Source organism: Nocardia cerradoensis NBRC 101014 (genome assembly GCF_000308535.1).
GTDB lineage: Bacteria > Actinomycetota > Actinomycetes > Mycobacteriales > Mycobacteriaceae > Nocardia > Nocardia cerradoensis.
In genome coordinates, this window is record NZ_BAFW01000126.1 from 1 (window position 1) to 23,089 (window position 23,089).

Consider the following 23,089-nt stretch of genomic DNA (forward strand, 5'->3'; position numbering starts at 1 on the left):
ACCGGGCGGTCCGGCCGACACCTGAGACGAGCTGGCGGCCGGACCGCCGATCAGTTCTCGGACCGGCTCCGGACGACATCGTCGATGGTGCGCGTCAAACGCGGCGCCGCCTCGTCGATGTCGTGAGCCGATAACGCCTGGTTGACAATCAGCCAATCCTCGATGTCGTCACCACGGGCGTATTTGCGAAAACAGTTGTAGATCGCGTAGTAGGCGAACTCGACCGGATCGGGGAAGACCAGATCATCGTCCTGCATCGCGCAAATGGGCTCGAGATACCGATCGCGCACCCCCGCGAGATCCACCCCCGCCCGAGCGGAGCGAAGGGCATCAGCGGGAAGCTCGACCTCCACCTTATGCCGCATCCCGACAACCGAGTCGCGATAACGCAGCTCGCGGGGCTCTCCCCGGACGTAATCGTCCCACGTCGACAGCGCATCCTCGCACAGCGACAGATGAACCTGTCGCCTGTGCTCAGCTCCCAGCTGGAAGAAGAGATCGCTCGGGGTCATGAACGGCACTCTGCCAGAACATGGATTGTCCTAGAGTCCGGCGACACGCCCGCTCACAGCGAATAGGTGAGGGTCAGGACCTCCTGCTGGGCCTCCGTCGCCTGGCCGGAGATTTCGACGAGTTCCCCGGTACCCGACCCTGGAACAATGGTCCCGTACGTGCTCTGGGTATCCCCCTGCATCACACCGCCGTGCTGGATGACGAACGTTCCCCGACGCCCGTCGAGGATGCCGTCGATGCGCTCCGAGGCAACGAATCCGGCACCGGAATCTCCCTGGGCGGTCAGCACTTCCACAACACCGGAGCCTTCGATCACACCGCTGTAGTTCTTGCGGATCTGCACCCGTGTCAGCTTGGGCCCCACCTCCGGCTGGTCATAGACCGTCTCGGTGAAATCGACGATCTGAAAACGCGCTTCGACGGTGCGGGGCTGGTGCTGGTCGGTCATGCCTGCGAGCTTATTGAGTCGACCGCCGGCAGACTCCGATGGGTCGTACCCGTTGCCCCGCGTCCGTACCTCAGCGGACCACAGCCCGAAACCTCCTCTCAGGCGCGGCCGCGCACCCCATCGCGCGACAGTGCGCCTCCGGAATGGTTGGCTGACAAGCTTTTACACCGCATCCACGTCTCTGACGTGCCAGGATGAGGCGTATGACTCCGGTTCCCGAAGGCCATGCACGTCCCGCCGATCAGGTCGGGGTGAGCGGCTACGACAGCATCGCCGAGGGCTACGCGGCCGAGAACGAGACCGGCCTCCTGCACGCCTACTACAACCGGCCCGCGATCCTGGAACTCGCCGGGGAGGTGTCCGGGCGGCGAATTCTCGACGTCGGCTGCGGCCCGGGTCCCCTGTTCGCCGCGCTGCGCGAGCGTGGCGCCGTCGTGACCGGCATCGACGCGAGTACCCGGATGCTGGAGCAGGCCCGGCAACGCCTCGGCGCTGACGCGGACCTGCGAGTCGCCGACCTGGCCGACCCGCTGCCCTTTCCCGACGGCGGGTTCGACGATGTCGTCGCGTCTCTGGTGTTGCATTACCTGCGGGACTGGGGACCGGCTCTCGCTGAGCTGCGACGCGTGCTGGTCCCCGGCGGCAGGCTCATCGTCTCGGTCGAGCATCCTTTCGCCAACTTCCTCGGACAGCGGCTGGCCGGGGATTCGACCGACTATTTCGAGATCCGCAACCGGATCGACGAATGGACCATGGGCGAGCAGACCGCCCGACTGAGCTTCTGGGACCGGCCATTACACGCGATGACCGACGCCTTCACCGCGGCCGGCTTCCGCATCGGCGTCATCAGCGAACCCCCGGCCCTGCCCACCGCTCGCGATCTGATCCCCGAGGTACTCGGCGACAGCACCCACAACAGATTCCTGTGCTTCCTGTTCTTCGTCCTGTACGCCGACAACCGTCCGATGTGAAGGAGGCGACCTGAGATGACCGGACGCCCAGTATCCGTCGAGGAATGCGAGAGACTCTGGAAAGCCTGGACGCCCAGCGAAGTCGCCGAACGCCTGTCTGGCACCCCGCCATGCTGGTACGTCGCCGCCGGCTGGGCGCTGGATCTGTTCGTCGGCGGGCTGAATCGTGCGCACTCCGATCTCGAAATCGGTATTCCCCCTGAACGATTCGACGACATCGCGGCCGCCTTCCCTGGCTACGAATGGGACGTCGTCGGCGACGGGCACGCCTGGCCGTTCCCGGAGGAAGCCGGCAACCACCATCAGACGTGGCTGCGCGAACCGGCGACCGGGCTCTATCGCCTCGACGTATTCCGCGAGCCACACAGCGGTGATCGATGGGTATGCCGCCGCGACGCCTCGATCACCCTGCCCCACGAGGAGCTGATCCTCCACACCGCCGACGGCATCCCCTACGTGATCCCCGAGGTCGTGCTCCTGTTCAAGGCGAAAGCCCGGCGAGCCAAGGACGAGGCGGACTTCCTGCACGCGCTCCCCGCCATGGACACCTCACGGCGATCCCGACTGTCCGAATGGCTGTCGCGAGTGCATCCTGGCCATCCCTGGTTGGAAACCCTCTCGGAATAGGACAACCCCTGAACCGAGCTCTTCCGTATCAAAAACAGAGTCTTTATGAGACAGTGGGACGATCGTTCGAAGTTGTGAGATTCCGGTAGACGGTTGCGCGGGATACACCCAGCGTCGCGGCGATCTGGTCGACGGTGTATTCGCCGGAATCCCGCATGTGCCGAGCGGACTCGACCATTTCCGGAGTCATCGCACCCGGGCGGCCGCGCGCGGTCCGAGGTTGTGAGGTGGTGACGGGCCGCTCCGGCGTACGAGCGGTGTCACGCGGCGGTAATCCACCCAGCAGCCGGTGCACGCCGTCGAGAATCGCTGCGCGTAACTGTTTTTCGGGCCGATCGGCGAAGAACACCACCGGATCGCTGAGCGCCGCGTAGATCTGCGCGGCCCTTACCTGCGAAGTGAAATCGGCGTCGAGGCCGGCGAGTAGTCCCTGCGCGGTCAGGGCGATGTCACGCAGCCGCCGGTAGGTCGCGGTATCGGCCGACAGTGCCTGGTCCTGCATATGTATCCGCAGCAGCGACCGATGCCGGAGCCAGGTATCGAGGAGCCCTTCGGCCACTGCCCATCGCCGCGCGTCCGGATTCCGGATGGTCCGGACGGATTCGAGCATGGCCTCGGTGTCTGCCAGCAATGGTTCGACCAGGGCGACGACGATGTCGATCTTGCTCGAAAAGTGGTAGAGCACAGCGGTTTTGGTCAGTCCGACCTGTTCGGAGATTTCCCGCACGGATACCGCGTGGTAGCCGCGTTCGGCGAACATCTCCAGCGCGGTGCGCAGGATTCGAGTACGCGAATCGTCAGTCACGGTTCCGGATTCTACCCCTTGACTGACCGTTGGTCAGCGACCTATCGTGAGATCACTGACCAACGGTCAGTAATTGTGAAACAAGGAGGACGCGATGAAGAACGAGCGGATTCTGATTTCCGGTGCCGGTATCGCCGGTCAGGTGTTGGCGTACTGGCTTGCGCGCCACGGATTCCGGCCCACGGTGGTCGAACGAGCAGCCGGGTTGCGGACCGGCGGCCAAGGGGTGGATATCCGCGATCAGGCGATCGAGGTGGCCGACAAGATGGGAATCATGGCGCGGGTGCGGGACTCCGCGGCCGACGTCGCGGGAATGAGGTTCGTCCGCGCCGATGGACGCGACATCGCCCGGATCGACATGCAGGGAATCAAGGAGAAGTACGGCAGCACCGAGGCGGAGATCATGCGTGGCGATCTCGTCCGGATCCTGCACGACATCACGGTGGACAACGTGGAGTACATCTTCGGCGACTCCATCCTCGGGCTCGAGCAGGACGACGACGGTGTCATCGTCACCTTCGAGCATGCGCCGATGCGACGCTTCGACCTCGTGATCGGCGCCGACGGCCTGCACTCGACGGTCCGGCGACTGGCCTTCGGCCCGGAGTCCGACCACGTCCGGCACATGGACCACTACTTCGCCTTCGGCAACACCGACTCGACGCTGGGACCCGACCGGTGGATGACGGTCTTCAATACTCCCGGACACTTCGCCGGGATCTACCGCTCGGGCAATCACCCTCAGGCCAAGGCGTATCTCATGTTCCGCAGTGCACGGCGCGATATCGACCCGCGCGACCAGGACGCGGCGCGGGCGCTGCTCGCCGCCGAGTTCCGTGGTGAAAACGCTTGGCACGTGCCGGAATTGCTGAAGGGTGTACTCGCCGATCCGGACGCCTACATCGACACGCTCGGCCAGGTCCGCATGCGGTCATGGTCGATCGACAGGGTCGCGCTCGTGGGTGACGCCGCCTACTGCGCGTCTCCGGCCTCCGGTGCCGGGGCCGAACTGGCGTTGATCGGGGCCTACCGGCTCGCCGGTGAGCTCGCAGCCGCCGCCGGGGACCATCGCCTCGCCTTCCGTCGGTATGAGCGGGCCCACCGACCGTTGGTCGACCGCAAACAACAGATCGGCCCCAATCTGCGACTGATGGCACCGAAATCACGGGTCGGCATTGCGGTGCGCAATCTCATCACGCGCCTGCCGATCCTGGAATCGATGGCCGGGATGGAACGCATCATGGCGCCCAAGGCCACCGAGCAGCTTCCCGACTACGACCTGCCCGCAGCTTCGATCGCGCAATGAACCTGATTCGGCTACCGACCAGCGGACCGCCGGCGCGGTTCGGCCGACATCAGGAATCGTTGTCCTTGCGAAGTTCGTCCGGCGGTTTGTTCTCGGTGATCTGCTCGTCGACCGCGTCGGCGAAGGCGGTACCGGCGACCATGCCGTCGGTACCGGGTACGACGACGCTCGCGCGTGCACCCGGCTCGTAGATCTCGTCCAGCCTTTCGGCTTCCTTCTTCGCCCGCTCGCGGGTTTGTTCGTCCGGTTCGGGCGTGGCCGTCTCGGCAGGCTTCGTGGTTGATTCCGCTGTGTTCTCCGTCATACCGCAGTGGTTCCCGCCCATCCCGCTCTTACACGAGCTCTGCGATCATCGAGGGTCGGCGTTCGACATCGGGGCCGGTGGGAGGAAGGTACGAATGACCACGATGCGGCGGTTCTGGATCGAATTCGATCCGGACGAGAACTACGACGCCCGATTCTGGCGGGGTGCCGGCGTGACCGGCGTCGACGCGCGGGATTGCCTGTCGATGGTTGCGGCCCAGTTCCCCGGCGGAGTGCTGCCGACCGTGCACCGGATTACCGTCGACATCTCGCTGGCAGAACCGCTGCCGGGAAACCCCCGCTTTCTCGGAGTCCCGGCGTGGCGCGGCGTGTGGTACCCACCTGTCAATCTCGGAACCGGGCCGACGCGCGACATCGACCGACGCGGTGCTCCCGCCGACTACCCGACGCCGGTCACGGCATCACGAGGCCGAGCGCGGGCCGGCAAGACCTCTCCCGAGAGATTTACGTGGTGGGACGAGATTCCTCATATCGATGGCCTGCACTGGGCGCTGGTCGGCATGCACTGCGCTGCGCACCGAGACGGAATGCGGCAAATTGCCTCAGCGCTGCGTAACGCCTGCGCCGCGGATCCGACCCTGGGGTTGTTGGTGCGCGACGCGCTCGATTACATGATCGCGTGGCGACCGACGCCGGAGGAATGGTTCGATCCGACCGGAATCAGGTTCGCCGATCAGGAGGCACTCGGCGAGTACCTGCGAGCCTTCCGCGACTACCTGCTCGGAGATCGCGCGGAGCCGATCTCCCCGCCCGAGCGGGAAACCCTTCCCTCCGGCTCGACACCATGACGTCCCACCGACGGCGACGCGGGACTACTCGGCCTTGCGACTGGTGAATTCGAAGGATCCGCCGTCGATGCCCCAGGAGATGATCCGCTCGGGGTGGATGCGGATGACCGCGCGTTCCTGGGGCGGGAACGGGGGCTCCTCGTCGTCGAGTGCGACGGCCGTGCCGCGTACCTCGATGCCACGAATTTCGTACGGCTCCAACGAAACCTGTTGGTCGACGACGAACGACACGCGGCTGCCCGCCTCGACGTTGCGGTACTTCCGGCTGGCGCGCATCCGCATACCCCCGATGTCGATGGTGCCGTCGGCGTTGACCCGATAGTTGGTCGGGTTGTTCTGCACGACGCCGTCGGGCGACACCGTGGCCAGACGGCCGATCCCGGCCTCGGCGAGGAACTTGTGTTCGTTGCTGGTGAAGGTCATGTCGTTCACTCCTCGGTGAAGTCGAAATCAGCTGAGCCCCCGGCGATCAGCCGGAGGTGTCGGTGGCGCCGAGCGCGGATGGTTCGGCCGCTCTCGCCAGAAACTATCAACGCTAGCGACAAGAGCGAAGGTAGCACCTCGCTTGATAGATTGTCTAGTGCTGCTAGCTTTTCGATCGAGGGTTGCGGATCTCTCCCGAATCAGCAAGCTGCACAGGCCGTTCCATCCGAGCCGATCTCGCTGTCTCGGCGGCACCGATGAATTTTCCGTGGCCTCGCCGTCGACACCTCTGGATACACCGGCAGAGGGAGGCAACGATGAGCACCGACAGACCCGACCAGGAACACACGACCCGGACAACGATCGCCACGAGTGAGCAGGGGGCGCAGTGAGCGTCACGACAGTATTGGTGGCGGGCGCGAGTATCGCGGGTCCCGCGCTGGCTCATTGGCTCGTCCGGCGGGGCGCCGAGGTGACCGTGGTGGAGCGAGCTCCGGAGCTGCGTCCCGGCGGGCAGGCCGTGGACGCGCGCGGGGTGACCAAGGAGGTCATCCGGCGGATGGGGCTCGATGCCGCGGTGCGCGCGGCGCGCACCGAGACCGCCGGCGCGTACACCGTGGATGCGGACGGCGCGGTGCTGGAAACCTTCCGCGCCGACGACGACGGCGGCGACGGGTACATCTCGGAGATCGAAATCCTGCGCGGGGACCTGTCCCGGGTGCTCTACGACGACACCCACGACGATGTCGAGTACATCTTCGACGATCGGATCGCCGAGCTGACTCAGGACACCGACGGGGTCGACGTCGTCTTCGCGAGCGGCGCCCGGCGGCGCTTCGACCTGGTGATCGGAGCGGACGGACTGCACTCGGCACTGCGCGCGATGGTCTTCGGCCCGCGCGAGGAGTTCATCCGTCACCTCGGACGCGCGTTGGCTTTCTACAGTGTGCCGAACGAATTCGGCATCGACCGCTGGCTGGTCGACTTCCAGGAATCCGGGCGGTCCGCCGGCCTGCGCCCCCTCCCGGACGCCACCCAGGCGATGGCGATGTTCTCCTTCCCCGCCGCGGACCTCGACGTCGACTATCGCGACGTCGCGGCCCAGAAGCGCCTGCTCCGGGAGCGGATGGCCGGCATGGGCTGGCTGACCGCACGCATCCTCGAGCACCTGGACGACACCCCGGACTTCTACCTCGACCAGGTCGCCCAGGTGGTGATGGACCGCTGGTCGAGCGGACGGGTGGGGTTGCTCGGTGACGCCGCGTTCAGCTCGTCGCCACTGTCCGGACAGGGCACCGGGCTGGCGCTGGTCGGCGCCTACCTGCTGGCCGGAGAGCTGGCGGCCGCCGACTGGGACCCGGCAGTCGGCTTCGCTCGCTACGAGGCACTGATGCGCCCGTACGTCGAGGCCAATCAGGAGATCGGCCGATTGCACGCGCGCAGCCTCCAGGTCCCCGGCCCCGACTCCGAGCCGAGCCCCGATTTCACCGGCGAATGGTTCGCCGAACTGATCGACCGCGCGCTCAACGGTGTGGACCTGCCCGACTACGCAGGGGTTCCCGACTCCAGGAGCACGACCGCGCCGACCACGTCATCGGCCGCGGTGCGGTAGGCCACCGCCGGGGCGCAGTTCAGAACATCCCGTTCGGGAGCTGATCGGCTTCCGGAACGGGCTGGACCACATCCCAATGCTCGACGATCCGCCCGTCCTCGAGCCGCCAGATGTCCACGACGGCGACATCGGGCTCATCACCGCCGGGCGACATCCGGTAATGCAGCACCACGTAATCGTCCTCCGCGATGACTCGCACGAGTTCGAGAGCTGCGCCGGCGACCGGGGCGGTGGTGATGAACTCGATGAAATCGTCACGCCCGCTGGGGTTTCCGGGGCTGTGCTCGATGAAGTTCTCGTGCAGCAGCGTGCGGAGCACGTCGATATTTCCTGCCGCGAACTCTCGGAATCCGTCGACGACGAGTTGCTTGTTCGTTCTGTCCATGTGACGACTGTCGCGGACGTGCGCGGGGTGCGTCGATTACATGGCGTGTAATGGCGGCGGCGCGCGGTAACCGAGCAGACTCTCGGCATGACGAGCGACCGGACGATCGGAGAACTGCTGCGCGAATGGCGGCACCGCAGTCGCCTGAGTCAGCTGGACCTGGCGATTCAGGCGGAGGTGTCGCCTCGTCACATCAGCTTCGTCGAGACGGGTCGCACGATTCCCAGCAGCGCGATGGTCCTTCATCTGGCCGAGCAGCTTGGTGTGCCGTTGCGGGAACGCAATCGGCTGCTGGTCGCTGCCGGGCACGCGCCGGTGTTCCGGGCCCATCCCTTGCACGATCCTGATCTGGCCCGCGTACGCGAAACGGTCCAGCAGGTGTTGCTGGGGCACGAACCGTATCCGGCGCTCGCGGTGGATCGTCGATGGAATCTGTTGGCGGCCAACAGCGCCGTCGACGTATTCCTGCAAGGAGCCGATCCGGCGCTGCTGACGCCGCCGATCAACATGATGCGCGTAGGGCTGCATCCGGACGGGCTGGCGCCGAGACTCCGCAACCTCGAACAAGTGCGCGGGTACCTGCTCCCCCGGCTCGCCCACCAGGCCGCGCGCACCGGAGATCCGCACCTGCACGCCTTGTACGAGGAACTGGCGGAGTTCGGGCCCGCACACGAGCCCTCACCTCCCGACCCCACCGACATCGCGCTGCCGATCCGGATCGCGCATCGCGGGACCGAACTGTGCTTGGTCAACACGGTGACAACGTTCGGCGCGGCCTTCGACATCACGCTGGACGAGATCGCCATCGAAGCCTATTTCCCCGCCGATCTCGCGACCCGCCGGTTCTTCCGGACGGACGGAACGTCCGGCGATTCGCCGTAACCGATCGTGCCCGAGACGCGGGCCCGCCCGCCGAGGCCGGCTGCTACCCTCCGCGTTATGCCTGTGATCGTTGCCACCATCACCCCGAAGCCCGACAAATTCGACGAGGTCGCGGAAGTCCTCACCCGCCTCATCCCGGAAGTCCACACCGAGGACGGGTGTGAGCTCTACGCCCTGCACCGGGGCAAGGACCGTTTCGTGTTCGTCGAGAAGTGGCGGGATATGGCGGCGCTGGGCGTCCACGGCGGCTCACCGAACCTCAAAGCCTTGAACGAAGGACTCCAAGGGCTGGTAACCGGCTCGCTGGACGTCCAGGTCCTCGAAGCCGTCCCCGCGGGCGACCCGGACAAGGGCGCCCTCTAATCATTCCCTCGCGCCGCGCGGTGACCGAACCGCGCGGCGGCGCCTTCTGCGATGCCCTGACCGGGCCGCGCTTCGGTGTGCGCTCACCCCTCGCTGCGAGGCTCTGCGATCGCCGCTTCGATGATCGTTTCGAGCTCGACGCCGATGTGGTCGAGCGCTCTCGTACTGCGCTCGGCGCGACACATCGCCACACTTCCCTCGACAGCGGCGACGATCAGCGTGGCGATACGCTCGGCGTCTGCGTCACCGGCTCCATAGTCGCGCAGCGACGCGCTCAGCAGTTCGGTCCACCGAGCGAATGTGGCGGCCGCCGCTTCGCGAGGACTTTCCTCCGCGTCGGCGAGATCTTCGACCGAGACGGCCAGTACGGGACATCCGGCACGAAAGTCGTTGTCCACCAGGATTTTTCGCCACGTCCTGAGGAACGCACGTAACCCCTCGACCGGTCCGTTGTCGAGCTCGCGGACCAGCAACATCGCGGTCAGGTCGCCGGCGAAGGTGACAGCCTCGGTCGCCAGCTGCGTCTTGCCTCCGGGAAAGTAGTGGTACGTCGACCCCAACGGCGCGTGGGCGTACTTGGCCAGTTCGCGCACACTGGTGGCGTTGAGGCCGCGCCGCCGGATCATATCGGCCGCGCCGGCCACCAATTTCCGGCGTGCGTCCTGAGATTCCGCCACCCTACCTCCTTGTCTATAACACCCGTCATATAGTAGCGTGCCCCGATTATAACGGTCGTTATAGTCCGTTTTCCTGAGCGAAGGAGCACATCGATGCCGATGATTCACCTGACCGTGCCCGCGGGAGTCCTGACCGGACCGACGCGTGACGAGCTGTTGCGCTCACTCCCGAAGACGCTGCTGAAATGGGAAGGCGCACCGGACACCGCGTTCTTCCGGGCACAAGCGTGGTGCCGTGTCGAGGACGTGGCCGCAGGCGGATTCGCCGCACTCGAAGACGACCTGCCGCGCTTCCGCGTAGATGTGACCGTTCCCGAAGGCGGCCTGTCGCAGCGGCGCAAAGCCGGACTGGTCACCGAAGTCACCGAGCAGGTACTCACCGCGGCCGGTCTCACCGACGGCGACGCCTGGCGGGTGTGGGTACTGATCCACGAACAACCGGAGGGCACCTGGGGCGCCGCCGGGAGCATCGTGAGATTCAAGGAGCTGGCCTCGCTCGCACAGGGGCAGCGCGACAATGCTTGAGCTGCAGTTCATCCGAGCCGGGCGTCTGGAGTGGCGGGAACGCCCCGCACCGATGCTGCGCGATGCGCGCGACGCGCTGGTGCGCCCGATCGTGGCGGGTCGATGTGACGGCGACACCTTGCCGATTCATCGGCATGTATCCCGGGCCATGCAGTTCGGCATCCGTGCGGGGCTGATCGATCCGGTCGTGAGCAGTATCTGCGGGCAGATCCCGTTCCAGGGCCCGTTCGGCATCGGGCACGAGTGCGTCGCCGAGGTCGTCGAGGTCGGCGCGGACATCACAACGCTGCGTCGCGGTGACCTGGTCGTAGTCCCGTGGGCGATATCGTGCGGCGAATGCCGTGAATGCCGGCTGGGACTGACCGCGAAATGCTCCACCACGCGCACTTCCACCCTGGCCGCGTTCGGATTCGGCCCGGCGAGCGGCCCATGGGGTGGGATGGTCGCCGACCTGCTACGGATTCCGTTCGCCGACCACATGCTCGTTCCGCTTCCGGCCGGCGTCGACCCGCTGCGAGTCGCGGCCGCCAGTGACAACCTCGCCGATGCCTGGCGATGTGTGAACCCGGGTCTGCGCATTCGGCCCGGCGGAAAGGTTCTGGTGCTCGGTGGCGCGGCACAGAGCATCGGTCTGTACGCGGCCGGGCTCGCGGTCCGGCACGGCGCGGAGGTCGTCGACTATGTCGATCATCGACGCGAGCGGCTCGACATCGCCGAAAAGCTCGGCGCCAGAGCGCATTCCACGTCGGCGAAGGGCAAGATCCGACGCACCGACATTCCCCGCCGCGATTACGACATCGCCGTGGAAGGCACATCCACGGCCGCGGGCGTCGACGCTGCGCTGCGCTCACTGGCACCGGGCGGCTTCTGCCGGCCCGTCGGCTACTATCTACCGGTCGGCACCAAGGTTCCGCTGATGCACATGTACGCCAACGACGCCACGGTGAGTATCGGCGTCTCCCATGTCCGGCCGATACTGCCGGATCTCCTGGATTTCGTTGCCCGGCACGACTTCCCCGCCGAAACGGTCACCACGCTCGCGGCCGACTGGGACGACGCGCCCGAGGCGTACACCGCGCACACCACCAAGCTGGTTCTGCACCGTGCACCACTGCACGCCGCGACGGAAGGGGCCGGACTCTGAACGCCGTGCTTCTCGGGCCGAAACAACCGTCACCTGGCTGACCGGTTACCCGCAGTACATCCGGGACCTGTCCCGGGCCGCTATCGGCAGCGGCCCGGGCCGAACCTCAGACCCGCTCTTTGGAGCGCGTCCGTACGCGCAGCGCGATCGGCTTCTGGGTTTCGGCGAAGAAGTCGTTGCCCTTGTCGTCGACCACGATGAAGGCGGGGAAGTCTTCGACATCGATCTTCCAGACCGCTTCCATGCCGAGTTCCGGATATTCCAGGACCTCGACGTTCTTGATGCAGTCCAGGGCCAGGCGGGCGGCGGGGCCGCCGATGGAGCCGAGGTAGAAACCGCCGTGCTCCTTGCACGCCTTGGTCACCTGCGCCGACCGGTTGCCCTTGGCGAGCATGACGAACGACCCGCCGGCGGCCTGGAACTGGTCGACATAGGAGTCCATGCGCCCCGCGGTGGTCGGACCGAACGAACCCGACGCGTAACCCTCGGGGGTCTTGGCGGGGCCGGCGTAGTAGACGGCCATATCGCGCAGGTACTGCGGCATCGGCTCGCCGGCGTCGAGGCGCTCCTTGATCTTGGCGTGCGCGATGTCGCGGGCCACCACCAGCGGACCGGTGAGCGAGAGCCGCGTCTTCACCGGATACTTCGACAGTTCGGCGCGGATCTCCGACATCGGCCGGTTGAGGTCGACCTTCACCACGTCACCGCCGAGGATCTCGTCGGTCTGCTCCGGAAGGTATTGCGCCGGTTCGCGTTCCAGCTGCTCGAGGAACACGCCCTCGGGGGTGATCTTGGCCAGCGCCTGCCGGTCGGCCGAACACGACACCGCGATCGCGACCGGGCAGCTCGCACCGTGGCGCGGCAGCCGGATCACGCGCACGTCGTGGCAGAAGTACTTACCGCCGAATTGCGCGCCGATACCGAAGGACTGGGTCAGCTTGAAGACCTCCTCCTCCAGCTCCAGATCGCGGAAGCCGTGCGCGGCCATCGAACCCTCGGTCGGCATGGTGTCCAGATAGTGCGCGGAGGCGTATTTCGCTGTCTTCAGGGCGAATTCGGCGCTGGTGCCGCCGATGACCACGGCCAGGTGGTACGGCGGGCAGGCGGCGGTGCCCAGCGAGCGGATCTTCTCGTCGAGGAATTCCAGCATCCGGGTGGGGTTCAGGATGGCCTTGGTTTCCTGGTAGAGGAACGACTTGTTCGCCGAGCCGCCCCCCTTGGCCATGAACAGGAACTTGTAGGCCGGGTGCGTGGGATCGCCTGCCGTGGAATACAGCTCCACCTGCGCCGGCAGATTCGAGCCGGTGTTCTTCTCGTCCCACATGGTGATCGGCGCCAGCTGCGAATACCGCAGGTTCAGCTTGGTGTAGGCGTCGAACACACCGCGCGAGATCCATTCCGCGTCGTCGGCGCCGGTGAGCACGCCCTCGGACTTCTTGCCCATCACGATCGCGGTGCCGGTGTCCTGGCACATCGGCAGGATGCCGCCGGCGGAGATGTTGACGTTCTTGAGCAGGTCCAGCGCGACGAAGCGGTCGTTACCGGAGGACTCCGGATCGTCGATGATCTTGCGCAGCTGGGCCAGGTGCGCCGGGCGCAGATAGTGGCTGATGTCGTGCATCGCCTCGGCGGTCAGCATTCGCAGTACGTCGGGGTCGACCTGCAGGAACGTGCGTCCGCCCGCTTCGAATGTGCTGACGCCCTCGGTGGTCAGCAACCGGTAGGGGGTCTCGTCGGCTCCGGTGGGAAGCAGATCCGAATAGCGGAACTCAGGCGCGGTCACGAATCGCACTCCTTGTGTGTCTGCGGGTGCACTCGGCCGGCGGGAGAACCGCTCGCGGCCGAAACAACGCTCCGACTCTAATCAGCACACCGCGTCACGCCGAGGTCAGGCCAGCCTAATCTTCATTGCCGAGTACAACGGTTGCACCTTCAATGTGGTGGGTGTAGGTGTCGATCCGATACCGCGACTTCGGGTATCGCCGACAGCGGGAAGGCAATACCATGACCGACGCAGAACCCTGGAGAGGAATTGTGACCGAACCCCGTTGGCTCGACGATCTCGAAACGCGAGCGTGGCTCGGCTTCGTCTTCACCCGTGATCTCATCGCCGCCGCCGTCGGCCGCGACTCCCTGCGCGCCTCGAATCTCACCTACGTCGAGTACACGGTGCTGGCCCGACTGGCCGACGCCACCGACCATCGGCGCAGTTTCGCCGAACTGGCCTCGGTGCTGGAATGGTCGCAGAGCCGGCTCTCCCACCAGATCACCCGCATGGAGAAGCGCGGGCTGGTCGCCCGCGAGGCCATCCCCGACGATGCCCGCCGCACCGCCGCCGTCCTCACTCCGAAGGGCGCGGAAGTGCTGGCCACCGCCGCTCCCGCCCACGTCGAGAGCGTGCGGCGGCACATGATCGACGTTCTGGACCGCGACCAGCTGGCCGCACTCGCCGACATCTACGACACGTTGCTGACCCATCACCGCGCGCCGGACCCGGGCGGCGAGGCCTGCATCGACCACAGCGGCGCCGTGCCTCGCGAGCCCAGTCCGCAGCCCGGCTGATGGGGTGGCCGAGCACACACCTTCGCGACATGTTTCGATTGTTCGCCAGCGGGTATCGAGTGAGACTAGGCTCGACTGCGGCTTCTCGACGGCAGCCACGTACGAGCGACCCCGACGAACCGACCTCCCTTAGGAAAGGGGCACGAGTTTTCATGTCCGACGTGTCCATCGGCCTCTCTCCGGATTCCATACCGGCAGGTCCGGTCGAGAATCTGCTGCCACAACTGGTCGAACATCTGCGCCAAAACCGCACGGAGCTACGTGAGGAATGGGCACGTCGTATCGGGGACGCCGCACTGCTGACCGCGATGACCCCGGAGGAGATCTTCTCCGAGGCCACCTCCATCTACGACAACTACGTCGAGGCGCTGCAAACCGGTAGCGTCGAGGCACTACAGGCCTACGCCCGCGACCTGTCCGAACGCATCATCCCGCGAGGCGTCGAAACCGACGAGGTCGTCGGCATCGTGCTGCTGCTGCGAGATGTGCTCGCGCGCAGCCTGTTCGAGAAGTACCAGTCCGACTTCGAACTGCTCAAGCGCGTACTCGACGCCTACGAGCCCGCGGCCAACCGGATCGCCAACACCGTGGCCATCTCGTTCGTGCAGGAACGCGAGCGCGTCATCCGCCAGCAGCAGGAAGCCATCCGCGAGCTGTCGACGCCGGTGCTGCAGGTGCGCGAGCAGCTGCTGATTCTGCCGATCATCGGCGTGCTCGACAGCCAGCGCGCCCGGCAGCTCACCGAACAGCTGCTGCGCGCGATCCGCGCCAACCGCGCCAAGGTGGTCGTCATCGACATCACCGGTGTTCCGATGATCGACTCCACGGTCGCCAACCACCTGGTACAGACCGTCGACGCGTCGAATCTGATGGGTGCCAACGTCATCATCACCGGCCTCTCGTCGGAGATCGCGCTGGCGCTGGTCACCATCGGCCTCGATCTGACGAAGATGAACGCGGTCGGTGACCTACAGGGTGGTATCGAGGAGGCCGAGCGACTGCTCGGCTACGAGATCTCGAGACTCACCGACCGCGACGGACGGTAGTCAAGGCGCCTCATGCCGGTACCCATTCTGAAGCAGGGCACCTACCTGATCGCGTCCGTGCAATCGGCGCTCACCGACGCCGATACCGAACGCCTCCAGGACGACTTGATGACCTACGTCAGCAAGTATCGTGCCCAGGGAATCATCGTCGACGTCACGGCGATCGACGTCATGGACTCCTTCGCCGCGCGCTCCCTGCGTACCATCGCGCACATGACCAAACTGCGGGGTGCGGAGACGGTGATCGTCGGTCTGCAGCCCGAAGTGGCGTTCGCGATGGTCCAGCTGGGCTTGACCTTCGAGGGCATGCATACGGCGCTGGACCTCGAGGAGGGGCTGGCCTGGCTCAACAGACAGCTGCCCAACGGCCGGCGAAGCGGTCGGTGATCGTGGCCTCCGACAACATGGTGATAGCGGTGAAGGTGTCGGGCGACATCGTGACCGCGCGACAGGCAGGGCGGGAGCTGGCTGCCGAGCTGGGTTTCACGTTGACCGACATCACCATGATTTCCACGGCCATCTCCGAAATCGCCCGCAATATCACGAGTTACGCCGGAACCGGTGAGATCCGGGTCGCGGTGCAGGAGCGCGACGGCCGCCGCGCCCTGGTCGTGCAGGCGCAGGACCAGGGGCCGGGTATCCGGGACATCCCCCGGGCGCTGGAAGACGGCTACTCCACCGGCCGCGGACTCGGGCTGGGATTACCCGGCGCGCGACGGCTGATGGACGGATTGATCGTGGAGTCGGCGCCCGGACAGGGAACGCTGGTGGAGATGTGGAAGTGGGTACCCACCGGTGCATGACGACGGATCGGTCGGCACTGTCGAATGGGCGGTGGCGGGCCGGGCCCTGCCGGGTCAGCGCGTCTCCGGCGACCGGTCGGTGGTACTCGACGCCGGCGACGGTTCGGTGCTGTTCGCGGTGCTCGACGGACTGGGACACGGGGCCGCGGCCGCCGATGCCGCCGACCGGGCCGCGCAGGTACTCGCCGACAATCGCGCCGAACCGCTGGACGTGCTGATGGTGCTGTGTCACCGCGCGATGGCCGACACCCGGGGTGCGGCGGTCTCGCTGGTGCTGTTCACCGGCGACGACGAACTGCAGTGGCTCGGGGTCGGCAATGTCGAATCCCGGGTGGTCGCCATCGGCCCCGGTAAACCCGAGGTACGGGCGACGGCGCTGCTGACCGGCGGGATCGTCGGCTATCTGCTGCCGCCGAATCTGCAGACCCAGACCGTGGCGATCCGGCCCGGCGATGTGCTGGTGATGTCGACCGACGGCATCGTCAGCGATTTCGTCGACACCCTGGATCTGGCGCGGCCGACCACCGATATCGCCGACGACATCCTGCGTCATCACGTCAAGGACACCGACGACGCGCTGGTGCTGGCCGCGCGGCACCGCGGTCCGATCGCGGGCGCCTCGTGAGCCGGCCGGGCCGGCCGACGAGCGCACCCCGGGTGCGGCGATGAGCGCGGTGCTGGCCGCGTTCCGCGAGGCGTATGCGAATGCGCTTCGGCTGCACATGGATTCACCCACCCAGAACACACTCGCCGAAGGGTACGAACTCGGCCGGCGCGCACTGGTCGAGGGTGTGAGCATTCTGGATCTCACCGAGCACCACTTCCGGTTGCTCGACGAACAAGGCCTGATCGCCGGCCCCGGGGCGCAGCAACTCGACGGTGACGCCGCGCAGCGCGCGCAGGCGGCGCTGGAATTCCTGCTGCAAACCCTCGCCGCGCTCGATGTCGCCACCCGCGGCTTCCTCGACAGCACCCGCAGCTACGAATTGCAGCGGCTGCGCGCCGAGGATCTCGAGGGTCGCGACGCCTTCCGCACCGCTCTGGTGGAGTCGCTGCAGGACGGCTTCTTCGTCGCCGCCGACGACGGAACCATCACCGAGGTCAACTCGGCCTTCGGCGCGCTGACCGGATACGGGCCCGACTCCGTCCCCTACCCGCTGCCGCATCCGTGGACCGACGACGAATCGTCCACCCACTATCCGGCGCTGGGCACCGAGGCCGCCCGATTCGTGATGCCGGCCCGCCACCGCGACGGCCGGCGGGTGTGGCTGGCGGTGAGTACGTCCTCGCTGCGCAATCCGGAAGACGACGAGCGGCTCTTCGTCGGCACCATCCGCGACGTCACCGCCGAACACGACGCACAGGCCCGCGACCAGGCGGTATCGCTGCTGGCCACCGCCGTCGGCGCCGCCACCACGGTGGCCGAGGTGCTGTCGGTGGGGCTCGAGGAACTGCGCCGGGCCATCGGCGCGGAAACCGCCGTGGTGTCCATGTGGGCGAATCGCCAGACCGCACCCGAGTTGTACGTCTCGGGCCCGGTGGCCGGCGGCGACGCCGTCTCCCGTCAGGTGATCGACGCGCGGGCGCGGGCGCTGCTGGACCGCACCCGGATGCGGCCGCATCGCGCCATGTTCGCCATCCCCGAAGGCGCGGCGAGTTCGGAGGGCATCGTGGCGCCGCTGGGCGAAACCGGTGACGCCGCACTGTGGGTGCGCTTCGCCGCGCCGCGGGCGATCAGCTCCGGCGACTGGGCGCTGTTCTCGCTGCTGGTCGGCCACCTCAGCCTCGCCGTGCAGCGGGCCCGCAACTTCGACCAGGCCCGCTCGACCTCGCTGACGTTGCAGCGGGCCATGCTGGGGCCACTCGAACTGCCGCCCGGATTCGCGGTGCACTACGAACCGGCACTCCCCCCGCTCGAGATCGGCGGCGACTGGTACGACGTGGTGCAGTTGCGCGACGGCACCCTGGGCATCGTGGTCGGCGACTGCGTCGGCCGCGGTCTGTCCGCGGCGGTGGTGATGGGCCAATTGCGCACCGCCGCACAAGCTTTGCTGCTGCGCGGCGCCGGGCCCGCCCAGCTGCTGGCCGAACTGGACGCGGTGGCCGCCCGCATCCCCGGCGCCATGTGCACGACGGTCTGCGCCGCCATCCTCGATCCCGCGCGCGGGCTGCTGCGGTACTCCAGTGCCGGGCATATGCCGCCCGTGCTGGCGTCGCCCGGGCAGACCGGCCGGCTGCTCGAAGGTGGGCGCGCGGTACCGCTGGCCACCTTCGACACCCCGAACCGGCCCGAGGCCACCACCGCGATCGAACCCGGTTCGACGCTGGTGTTGTTCACCGACGGCCTGGTCGAGCAGCGCGGCATCGACATCGACATCCGGTTCGAACAGATCGCCGACGAATTATCCGGCGCCGCAACGCATCTGCCGCGCGAGGTGGCCGACGCGGTGCTGTCGCGGCTGCGCCCCGAGGCCGGCTACGACGACGATATCGCGATGGTGGTCTACCGCCAGCCGCCCCAGCCGCTGCATCTGGACATCCCCGCCGAACCCGCACGGCTGTCGGGTGTGCGCCGCGCGCTGACGTCGTGGCTGTCCGCGGCCGCCGTCGGTCACGACCTCGCCGCCGATCTGGTCGCCGCCGCCAACGAGGCCTGCACGAACAGCATCGAACACGCCTATGCCCCCGACGCTTCCGGTCACGTGACACTCACCGCCACCCATGTGCGCGGCGCGGTGTGCCTCGAGATCATCGACACCGGCACGTGGCGACCGCTGCCCGAGGATCCGGGCACCCGCGGGCGCGGGCTGTCCATGATGCGTGCCCTCGCCGACGACGTGGAGATCGAGCACACCGAGACCGGCACGCGGGTGCGGATGACCGCGAAGTTGCCGTTGGTGACGTTCTCCGCGGCGAGCAGGGTCTGAGCTCAGCCCGTCGCCGGTCACGCGTTCCGCGTCTCCATTCCGAGGAGGCCGAGGGCGAAACCGGCGTACTCGGTGGCGATCTGCTCGGGCGTCGCGGGCCCGTCGAGCCGGAACCATTGTGGCAGTGACGTGCACATCGTGGCGATGGCCCGGCCGGCGACACGCGCGTGCGCGGCAGGGAGGTTCGCCTCGGCCAGGGCCGTGTCGATGTCCGCGTCGAGCAGATACTGAATCTCGTTGCGGGATGCGGTGATTCGCCGGCGATTGTCCGGCGTGAGACTGCGCATCTCACTGGCGCCGATGAAGGCCAGTTCGCGGCGGTGGGTGTGGAACAGGGCGAGGGCCTCGACCACGCGGATCAGGCGGTCGCGGCCATCGATGGCCTCGCCGCGCGCCGCCCTGGTGCGCCAATGCAATTCGTCCATGGTGAGGTCGAGCGCGCGCACGAGCAGTTCCTGTTTGTCGCGGTAGTGGTGATAGACGCCGGGCACGCTCATCCCGGCGCGGTGGGCGATCGACCGCATGGTCGCGCCGTGATATCCGGTCTCGACGAAGGAATCGATGGCGGCGGCCAGGACCGGATCGATGTCCAGCGGCGGGAATTCGCGCCAGGCACGGGCGGTGCCGCCCTCGGGCGTACAGCTCGGTCGTGGGCGCGGACGGGCCGGCCGCGGCGCGGGAGATTCGTCGATCAACCAGGCGACCGTGGTGTCGAGCGCCGCGGCCAAGGCACGCAGCCGGGCGATCGAGACGCCGGTCTTGTCGTTCTCGATCGCGCTGAGGGTGGCCGGGCTGACGCCGATGCGTTCCGCGGTCGCGCGCAGCGACAGCCCGGCATCGGTTCTCGCCTGCCGCACCCGGCTGCCCACATTGTGTCGATCCTGCTCCGCACCGTCCATGATGTTCAGAATACCTGAACACTCTGGGCGGGCGTAGAACACCGAATTGACAGGCTTTATCGCGACATGCGAGTCTGCATGACAGGTGATCGCCGAGCGATCGTTCGGCGACTGAGATCGAGGAGTGGACGTGGCGATCGAGCTGTCCCTGCCGCCCGAGGTGCACGAACTGACCGAACGTACCCGCGACTTCATCCGCGATCGGGTGCTGCCGCTCGAGGATGCGCACGACGGCGACATCGCCGCGGCCGGTGGCGACACGTTCCGCGTCGAACTGCAGCAGGCCGCGCGCGAGGCGGGTGTCTTCGCGCCGCACGCGCCGGTCGAATACGGCGGCCACGGTCTCGGAATGTCGGACCGCGCACCGGTCTTCGAGGAGGCCGGCTATTCGCTGTTCGGCCCGACGGCACTGAACATCGCCGCCCCCGACGAGGGCAATGTGCACATGCTCGCACATATCGCGAATCCGGAGCAGAAGCAGCAGTACCTCGCGCCGCTCGCACACGGCGACGTGCGGTCCGCCTTCGCGATGACCGAACCGGCGCCCGGCGCAGGATCGGATCCGTCGGCGCTGGCCACCCGCGCGGTCCGCGCCGAGGGCGGATGGCGGATCAACGGCCGCAAATGGTTCATCACCGGCGCCGACGGCGCGGGCTTCTTCATCATCATGGCCCGCACCTCGGGAGAACCGGGACAGCGTGGCGGCGCGACCATGTTCCTGGCACCGGCCGACACTCCCGGCATCCGGGTCGGACGCCATCTCGACACGCTGGATCGCTCGATGGTCGGCGGGCACTGCGAGGTCTTCTTCGAGGACCTGCTGGTTCCGGATGCGGCCGTGCTCGGCGAGGTCGACCGCGGCTTCGAGTACGCGCAGGTCCGTCTCGGTCCGGCCCGCATGACGCATGTGATGCGCTGGCTCGGCGCCGCCCGCCGCGGACACGACGTCGCGGTCGCGCACGTGGCCCGGCGGGAGGGTTTCGGTTCGCGCCTCGGCGACCTCGGCATGGTGCAGAAGATGATCGCCGACAACGAGATCGATATCGCCGCCACCCGCGCGCTGCTGACCCGAGCCTGCTGGGAACTCGACCGCGGCGAGCCCGCCGCCAACGCCACCTCGATCGCGAAAACCTTTGCCGCCGAAGCCATTTTCCGGATCGTGGATCGCAGTATGCAGATGTGCGGCGGCCTCGGCGTATCCGGCGACCTGCCGCTGGCGCGGCTGTCGCGTGAGGTACGGCCCTTCCGCATCTACGACGGACCGTCCGAGGTCCATCGGTGGGCGATCGCCAAGCGCGCGGTCGGCGCCGCGAAGCGTGCATTGCGAGAAGCAGAATGAGCCTGCCCGGAATGGACGTCGCCGCGCTCGAGCGGTTCCTGCGCGAGCAGGGCGTCGACCTGCGCGGTGAACTGCGCGTGGAGCTGATCAGCGGCGGCCGGTCGAATCTGACCTTCGTCGCCGCCGACGAGGTGTCGCGATGGGTCGTGCGCCGCCCGCCGGTCGCCGGGCTGACCCCGTCCGCGCACGATATGGCCCGCGAGTTCACGGTGACCCATGCCCTGCGCGAATCGGCGGTGCCCGTGGCGAAGACGGTCGCCTTCGACGCCGACGGCGCCACACTCGGCGCGCCGATGACCGTCGTGGAGTTCGTCGACGGCACCGTAATCCGTGATCAGGACGATCTCGCCGCACTCACCGACACCCAGATCGACACCGCCGTCGATGAACTGGTCCGGGTACTGGCCGAGCTGCATGCCGTGGACCCAGTCGCGGTCGGACTCGAAAAGTTCGGCCGCCCGGACGGATTCGTCACCCGGCAGGTGAATCTGTGGGCCTCCCAATGGGAACGGGTGAAGACCCGCGAACTTCCCGACGTCGCGGCCCTGCACGCCGCGCTAGCCGAGGCGGTGCCGGACCGGTCGGCGGCCTCGATCGTGCACGGCGACTTCCGCATCGACAACACCATTCTCGATGCGCGCGATCCCGGCCGGGTCCGCGCCGTCGTCGACTGGGAGCTGTCCACCCTCGGTGATCCGCTCACCGATGTGGCGTTGATGTGCGTGTACCGGGCACCGATCTTCGATCTCGTGCTCGGCTCGCCGGCCGCGTGGACCAGCCACCGCATGCCCGGCGCCGACGATCTCGCCCAAGCCTACGCCGCGGCGTCGGGCCGCGATCTCGGTGATTGGGGTTTCTACCTCGCATTGGCCAATTTCAAGCTCGGCGTCATCGGCGAGGGCATCACCCACCGCGCGCTGCGGGGCTCGGATGCCGGCTCCGCCGCCGAACGCGCGGCCGAGGCGACACCGGAGTTCATGGCCGCCGGGCTGCGCGCACTGAAAGGAGTCCGGAAGTGACCGGAAATCACAAGTCCGCCCTGATCAGCGGGGCGTCCCGCGGCATCGGGCTCGGGATCGCGAATCGCCTTGCCGAACAAGGCTATTCGCTGACCGTCACCGCCCGCGATGCCGCACGCCTCGACGAGGTCGCCGCGCAACTGCGGTCGGCCGGCGCGGCCGACGTCGTCGCCGTGGCCGCCGATATGTCCGATACCGAGGGCGTCGAGCGGGTGGTGGCCGAGCACGCGAACCGGTTCGGCACCCTGTCGGCGCTGATCCTCAACGCGGGTGTCGGCACCGCCGGTCCGCTCGCCGACACTTCCGTGCGGCGCTTCGACAAGACCCTCGCGGTCAATCTGCGCGCGCCGCTGCAGCTCATCCAGGGCGCGCTGCCGATGCTGCGTGCCGCCGCCGCGGCCGCACCCGAACGGGGCGCGAAAGTGATTGCGCTGTCGTCGATCACGGGCGTCTACGCCGAAGCCGGACTCGCCGTCTACGGCGCGGCCAAGGCAGCGCTCATCTCCCTGATCGCCACCCTCAACGCCGAGGAATCGGGTAACGGCATCAGCGCCACCACCCTCGCTCCCGGATATGTCGACACCGATATGAGCGCCTGGATCCACGATCGCATCCCGCCGGAGCAGATGCTCACCGTCGGCGACATCGTCGAAATGGTCGATGCCCTGCTGCGGTTGTCGTCGCGGGCGGTTGTCCCGAAC

The 23,089-nt window shown here is 67.3% G+C and carries 27 protein-coding genes; 18 read left to right on the forward strand and 9 right to left on the reverse strand.

Translation table 11 applies throughout. The features are described 5' to 3' along the window. Nucleotides 1-50: 50 nt before the first annotated feature. On the reverse strand, nucleotides 51-512 hold the full coding sequence (locus tag ON23_RS13130; protein ID WP_157170217.1) for a hypothetical protein: 462 nt from the start codon (nucleotides 510-512) through the stop codon (nucleotides 51-53). Between the two features lie 53 nt (nucleotides 513-565). Next, nucleotides 566-961, reverse strand: a complete 396-nt coding sequence (locus ON23_RS13135) for a DUF3224 domain-containing protein (RefSeq protein WP_039778433.1) — start codon at nucleotides 959-961, stop codon at nucleotides 566-568. Nucleotides 962-1,164: 203 nt separating this feature from the next. Between ON23_RS13135 and ON23_RS13140 the strand changes: the two genes are divergently transcribed. Together ON23_RS13140 and ON23_RS13145 are read left to right on the forward strand one after the other, a co-directional pair. Continuing rightward, nucleotides 1,165-1,932: a class I SAM-dependent methyltransferase gene (locus ON23_RS13140; protein ID WP_083903910.1), complete on the forward strand. Its 768-nt coding sequence runs from the start codon at nucleotides 1,165-1,167 to the stop codon at nucleotides 1,930-1,932. Between the two features lie 15 nt (nucleotides 1,933-1,947). Beyond that, on the forward strand, nucleotides 1,948-2,559 hold the full coding sequence (locus ON23_RS13145; RefSeq protein ID WP_039778435.1) for a hypothetical protein: 612 nt from the start codon (nucleotides 1,948-1,950) through the stop codon (nucleotides 2,557-2,559). Between the two features lie 43 nt (nucleotides 2,560-2,602). Here ON23_RS13145 and ON23_RS13150 read toward each other — a convergent pair whose 3' ends face one another. Further along, a complete protein-coding gene (locus tag ON23_RS13150) occupies nucleotides 2,603-3,364 on the reverse strand; it encodes a TetR family transcriptional regulator (protein WP_039778436.1) in 762 nt (253 codons plus the stop codon). Nucleotides 3,365-3,458: 94 nt separating this feature from the next. Here ON23_RS13150 and ON23_RS13155 point away from each other — a divergent pair, with 94 nt between their 5' ends. Continuing rightward, entirely contained in the window at nucleotides 3,459-4,670 is a 1,212-nt protein-coding gene (locus ON23_RS13155; protein ID WP_039778437.1) for an FAD-dependent monooxygenase, read from the forward strand. A 49-nt stretch (nucleotides 4,671-4,719) separates the two neighbouring features. Here the strand turns inward: ON23_RS13155 and ON23_RS13160 are convergent, their stop codons facing one another. Continuing rightward, nucleotides 4,720-4,974, reverse strand: a complete 255-nt coding sequence (locus tag ON23_RS13160) for a hypothetical protein (RefSeq protein ID WP_039778461.1) — start codon at nucleotides 4,972-4,974, stop codon at nucleotides 4,720-4,722. A gap of 172 nt (nucleotides 4,975-5,146) precedes the next feature. Between ON23_RS13160 and ON23_RS13165 the strand changes: the two genes are divergently transcribed. Continuing rightward, the gene (locus ON23_RS13165; protein ID WP_157170218.1) at nucleotides 5,147-5,782 is read left to right on the forward strand and encodes a hypothetical protein; all 636 of its coding nucleotides are present in this window, start codon (nucleotides 5,147-5,149) and stop codon (nucleotides 5,780-5,782) included. 24 nt (nucleotides 5,783-5,806) lie between these two features. Here the strand turns inward: ON23_RS13165 and ON23_RS13170 are convergent, their stop codons facing one another. After that, entirely contained in the window at nucleotides 5,807-6,205 is a 399-nt protein-coding gene (locus tag ON23_RS13170) for a PPOX class F420-dependent oxidoreductase (RefSeq protein WP_039778462.1), read from the reverse strand. A gap of 388 nt (nucleotides 6,206-6,593) precedes the next feature. Here ON23_RS13170 and ON23_RS13175 point away from each other — a divergent pair, with 388 nt between their 5' ends. After that, nucleotides 6,594-7,817, forward strand: coding sequence for an FAD-dependent monooxygenase (locus ON23_RS13175; RefSeq protein ID WP_039778441.1), 1,224 nt, complete (start codon nucleotides 6,594-6,596; stop codon nucleotides 7,815-7,817). A 19-nt stretch (nucleotides 7,818-7,836) separates the two neighbouring features. On the opposite strand, the gene ON23_RS13180 is transcribed toward ON23_RS13175, so the two are convergent. Beyond that, nucleotides 7,837-8,202, reverse strand: coding sequence for a nuclear transport factor 2 family protein (locus ON23_RS13180; protein WP_039778443.1), 366 nt, complete (start codon nucleotides 8,200-8,202; stop codon nucleotides 7,837-7,839). An 87-nt stretch (nucleotides 8,203-8,289) separates the two neighbouring features. Here ON23_RS13180 and ON23_RS13185 point away from each other — a divergent pair, with 87 nt between their 5' ends. Both ON23_RS13185 and ON23_RS13190 read left to right on the forward strand, forming a co-directional pair. Further along, a complete protein-coding gene (locus tag ON23_RS13185) occupies nucleotides 8,290-9,084 on the forward strand; it encodes a helix-turn-helix domain-containing protein (protein ID WP_051042620.1) in 795 nt (264 codons plus the stop codon). Nucleotides 9,085-9,141: 57 nt separating this feature from the next. After that, on the forward strand, nucleotides 9,142-9,447 hold the full coding sequence (locus tag ON23_RS13190; RefSeq protein ID WP_039778446.1) for a putative quinol monooxygenase: 306 nt from the start codon (nucleotides 9,142-9,144) through the stop codon (nucleotides 9,445-9,447). Between the two features lie 83 nt (nucleotides 9,448-9,530). Here ON23_RS13190 and ON23_RS13195 read toward each other — a convergent pair whose 3' ends face one another. Further along, nucleotides 9,531-10,124: a TetR/AcrR family transcriptional regulator gene (locus tag ON23_RS13195; protein WP_039778448.1), complete on the reverse strand. Its 594-nt coding sequence runs from the start codon at nucleotides 10,122-10,124 to the stop codon at nucleotides 9,531-9,533. Nucleotides 10,125-10,217: 93 nt separating this feature from the next. Between ON23_RS13195 and ON23_RS13200 the strand changes: the two genes are divergently transcribed. Both ON23_RS13200 and ON23_RS13205 read left to right on the forward strand, forming a co-directional pair. Next, a complete protein-coding gene (locus ON23_RS13200) occupies nucleotides 10,218-10,649 on the forward strand; it encodes a tautomerase family protein (protein ID WP_039778450.1) in 432 nt (143 codons plus the stop codon). Continuing rightward, nucleotides 10,642-11,793: a zinc-dependent alcohol dehydrogenase gene (locus ON23_RS13205; RefSeq protein ID WP_039778452.1), complete on the forward strand. Its 1,152-nt coding sequence runs from the start codon at nucleotides 10,642-10,644 to the stop codon at nucleotides 11,791-11,793. Before ON23_RS13200 ends, ON23_RS13205 begins: the two co-directional genes overlap by 8 nt. 106 nt (nucleotides 11,794-11,899) lie before the next feature. Here the strand turns inward: ON23_RS13205 and ON23_RS13210 are convergent, their stop codons facing one another. Continuing rightward, nucleotides 11,900-13,576 carry a fumarate hydratase gene (locus ON23_RS13210; RefSeq protein ID WP_051042627.1) on the reverse strand — a complete coding sequence of 559 codons (1,677 nt, stop codon included), beginning with the start codon at nucleotides 13,574-13,576 and terminating at the stop codon, nucleotides 11,900-11,902. Nucleotides 13,577-13,827: 251 nt separating this feature from the next. Between ON23_RS13210 and ON23_RS13215 the strand changes: the two genes are divergently transcribed. From ON23_RS13215 to ON23_RS13240, 6 genes are all read left to right on the forward strand, one after another. Further along, nucleotides 13,828-14,355, forward strand: a complete 528-nt coding sequence (locus ON23_RS13215; RefSeq protein WP_083870804.1) for a MarR family winged helix-turn-helix transcriptional regulator — start codon at nucleotides 13,828-13,830, stop codon at nucleotides 14,353-14,355. Nucleotides 14,356-14,507: 152 nt separating this feature from the next. Further along, a complete protein-coding gene (locus ON23_RS13220) occupies nucleotides 14,508-15,401 on the forward strand; it encodes an STAS domain-containing protein (RefSeq protein ID WP_030518330.1) in 894 nt (297 codons plus the stop codon). 12 nt (nucleotides 15,402-15,413) lie between these two features. After that, the gene (locus tag ON23_RS13225) at nucleotides 15,414-15,788 is read left to right on the forward strand and encodes an STAS domain-containing protein (RefSeq protein WP_030518329.1); all 375 of its coding nucleotides are present in this window, start codon (nucleotides 15,414-15,416) and stop codon (nucleotides 15,786-15,788) included. Nucleotides 15,789-15,805: 17 nt separating this feature from the next. Then, nucleotides 15,806-16,204 (forward strand): ATP-binding protein, encoded by a 399-nt coding sequence (locus ON23_RS13230; RefSeq protein ID WP_174372303.1) that lies wholly within the window; start codon nucleotides 15,806-15,808, stop codon nucleotides 16,202-16,204. Continuing rightward, the gene (locus ON23_RS13235; RefSeq protein WP_039778456.1) at nucleotides 16,197-16,829 is read left to right on the forward strand and encodes a SpoIIE family protein phosphatase; all 633 of its coding nucleotides are present in this window, start codon (nucleotides 16,197-16,199) and stop codon (nucleotides 16,827-16,829) included. The genes ON23_RS13230 and ON23_RS13235 overlap by 8 nt, the downstream gene beginning before the upstream one ends. A 40-nt stretch (nucleotides 16,830-16,869) precedes the next feature. Further along, entirely contained in the window at nucleotides 16,870-19,131 is a 2,262-nt protein-coding gene (locus tag ON23_RS13240) for a SpoIIE family protein phosphatase (RefSeq protein ID WP_039778457.1), read from the forward strand. Between the two features lie 17 nt (nucleotides 19,132-19,148). On the opposite strand, the gene ON23_RS13245 is transcribed toward ON23_RS13240, so the two are convergent. Continuing rightward, nucleotides 19,149-20,030, reverse strand: coding sequence for a TetR-type transcription factor C-terminal domain-containing protein (locus tag ON23_RS13245; protein ID WP_051042622.1), 882 nt, complete (start codon nucleotides 20,028-20,030; stop codon nucleotides 19,149-19,151). Between the two features lie 130 nt (nucleotides 20,031-20,160). Here ON23_RS13245 and ON23_RS13250 point away from each other — a divergent pair, with 130 nt between their 5' ends. From ON23_RS13250 to ON23_RS13260, 3 genes are all read left to right on the forward strand, one after another. Continuing rightward, nucleotides 20,161-21,369, forward strand: a complete 1,209-nt coding sequence (locus ON23_RS13250; RefSeq protein ID WP_039778465.1) for an acyl-CoA dehydrogenase family protein — start codon at nucleotides 20,161-20,163, stop codon at nucleotides 21,367-21,369. Further along, nucleotides 21,366-22,388: a phosphotransferase family protein gene (locus ON23_RS13255; protein WP_039778459.1), complete on the forward strand. Its 1,023-nt coding sequence runs from the start codon at nucleotides 21,366-21,368 to the stop codon at nucleotides 22,386-22,388. Before ON23_RS13250 ends, ON23_RS13255 begins: the two co-directional genes overlap by 4 nt. Then, on the forward strand, nucleotides 22,385-23,089 hold a 705-nt coding region (locus tag ON23_RS13260), incomplete at its 3' end, for an SDR family NAD(P)-dependent oxidoreductase (RefSeq protein WP_039778460.1). The genes ON23_RS13255 and ON23_RS13260, both read left to right, overlap by 4 nt.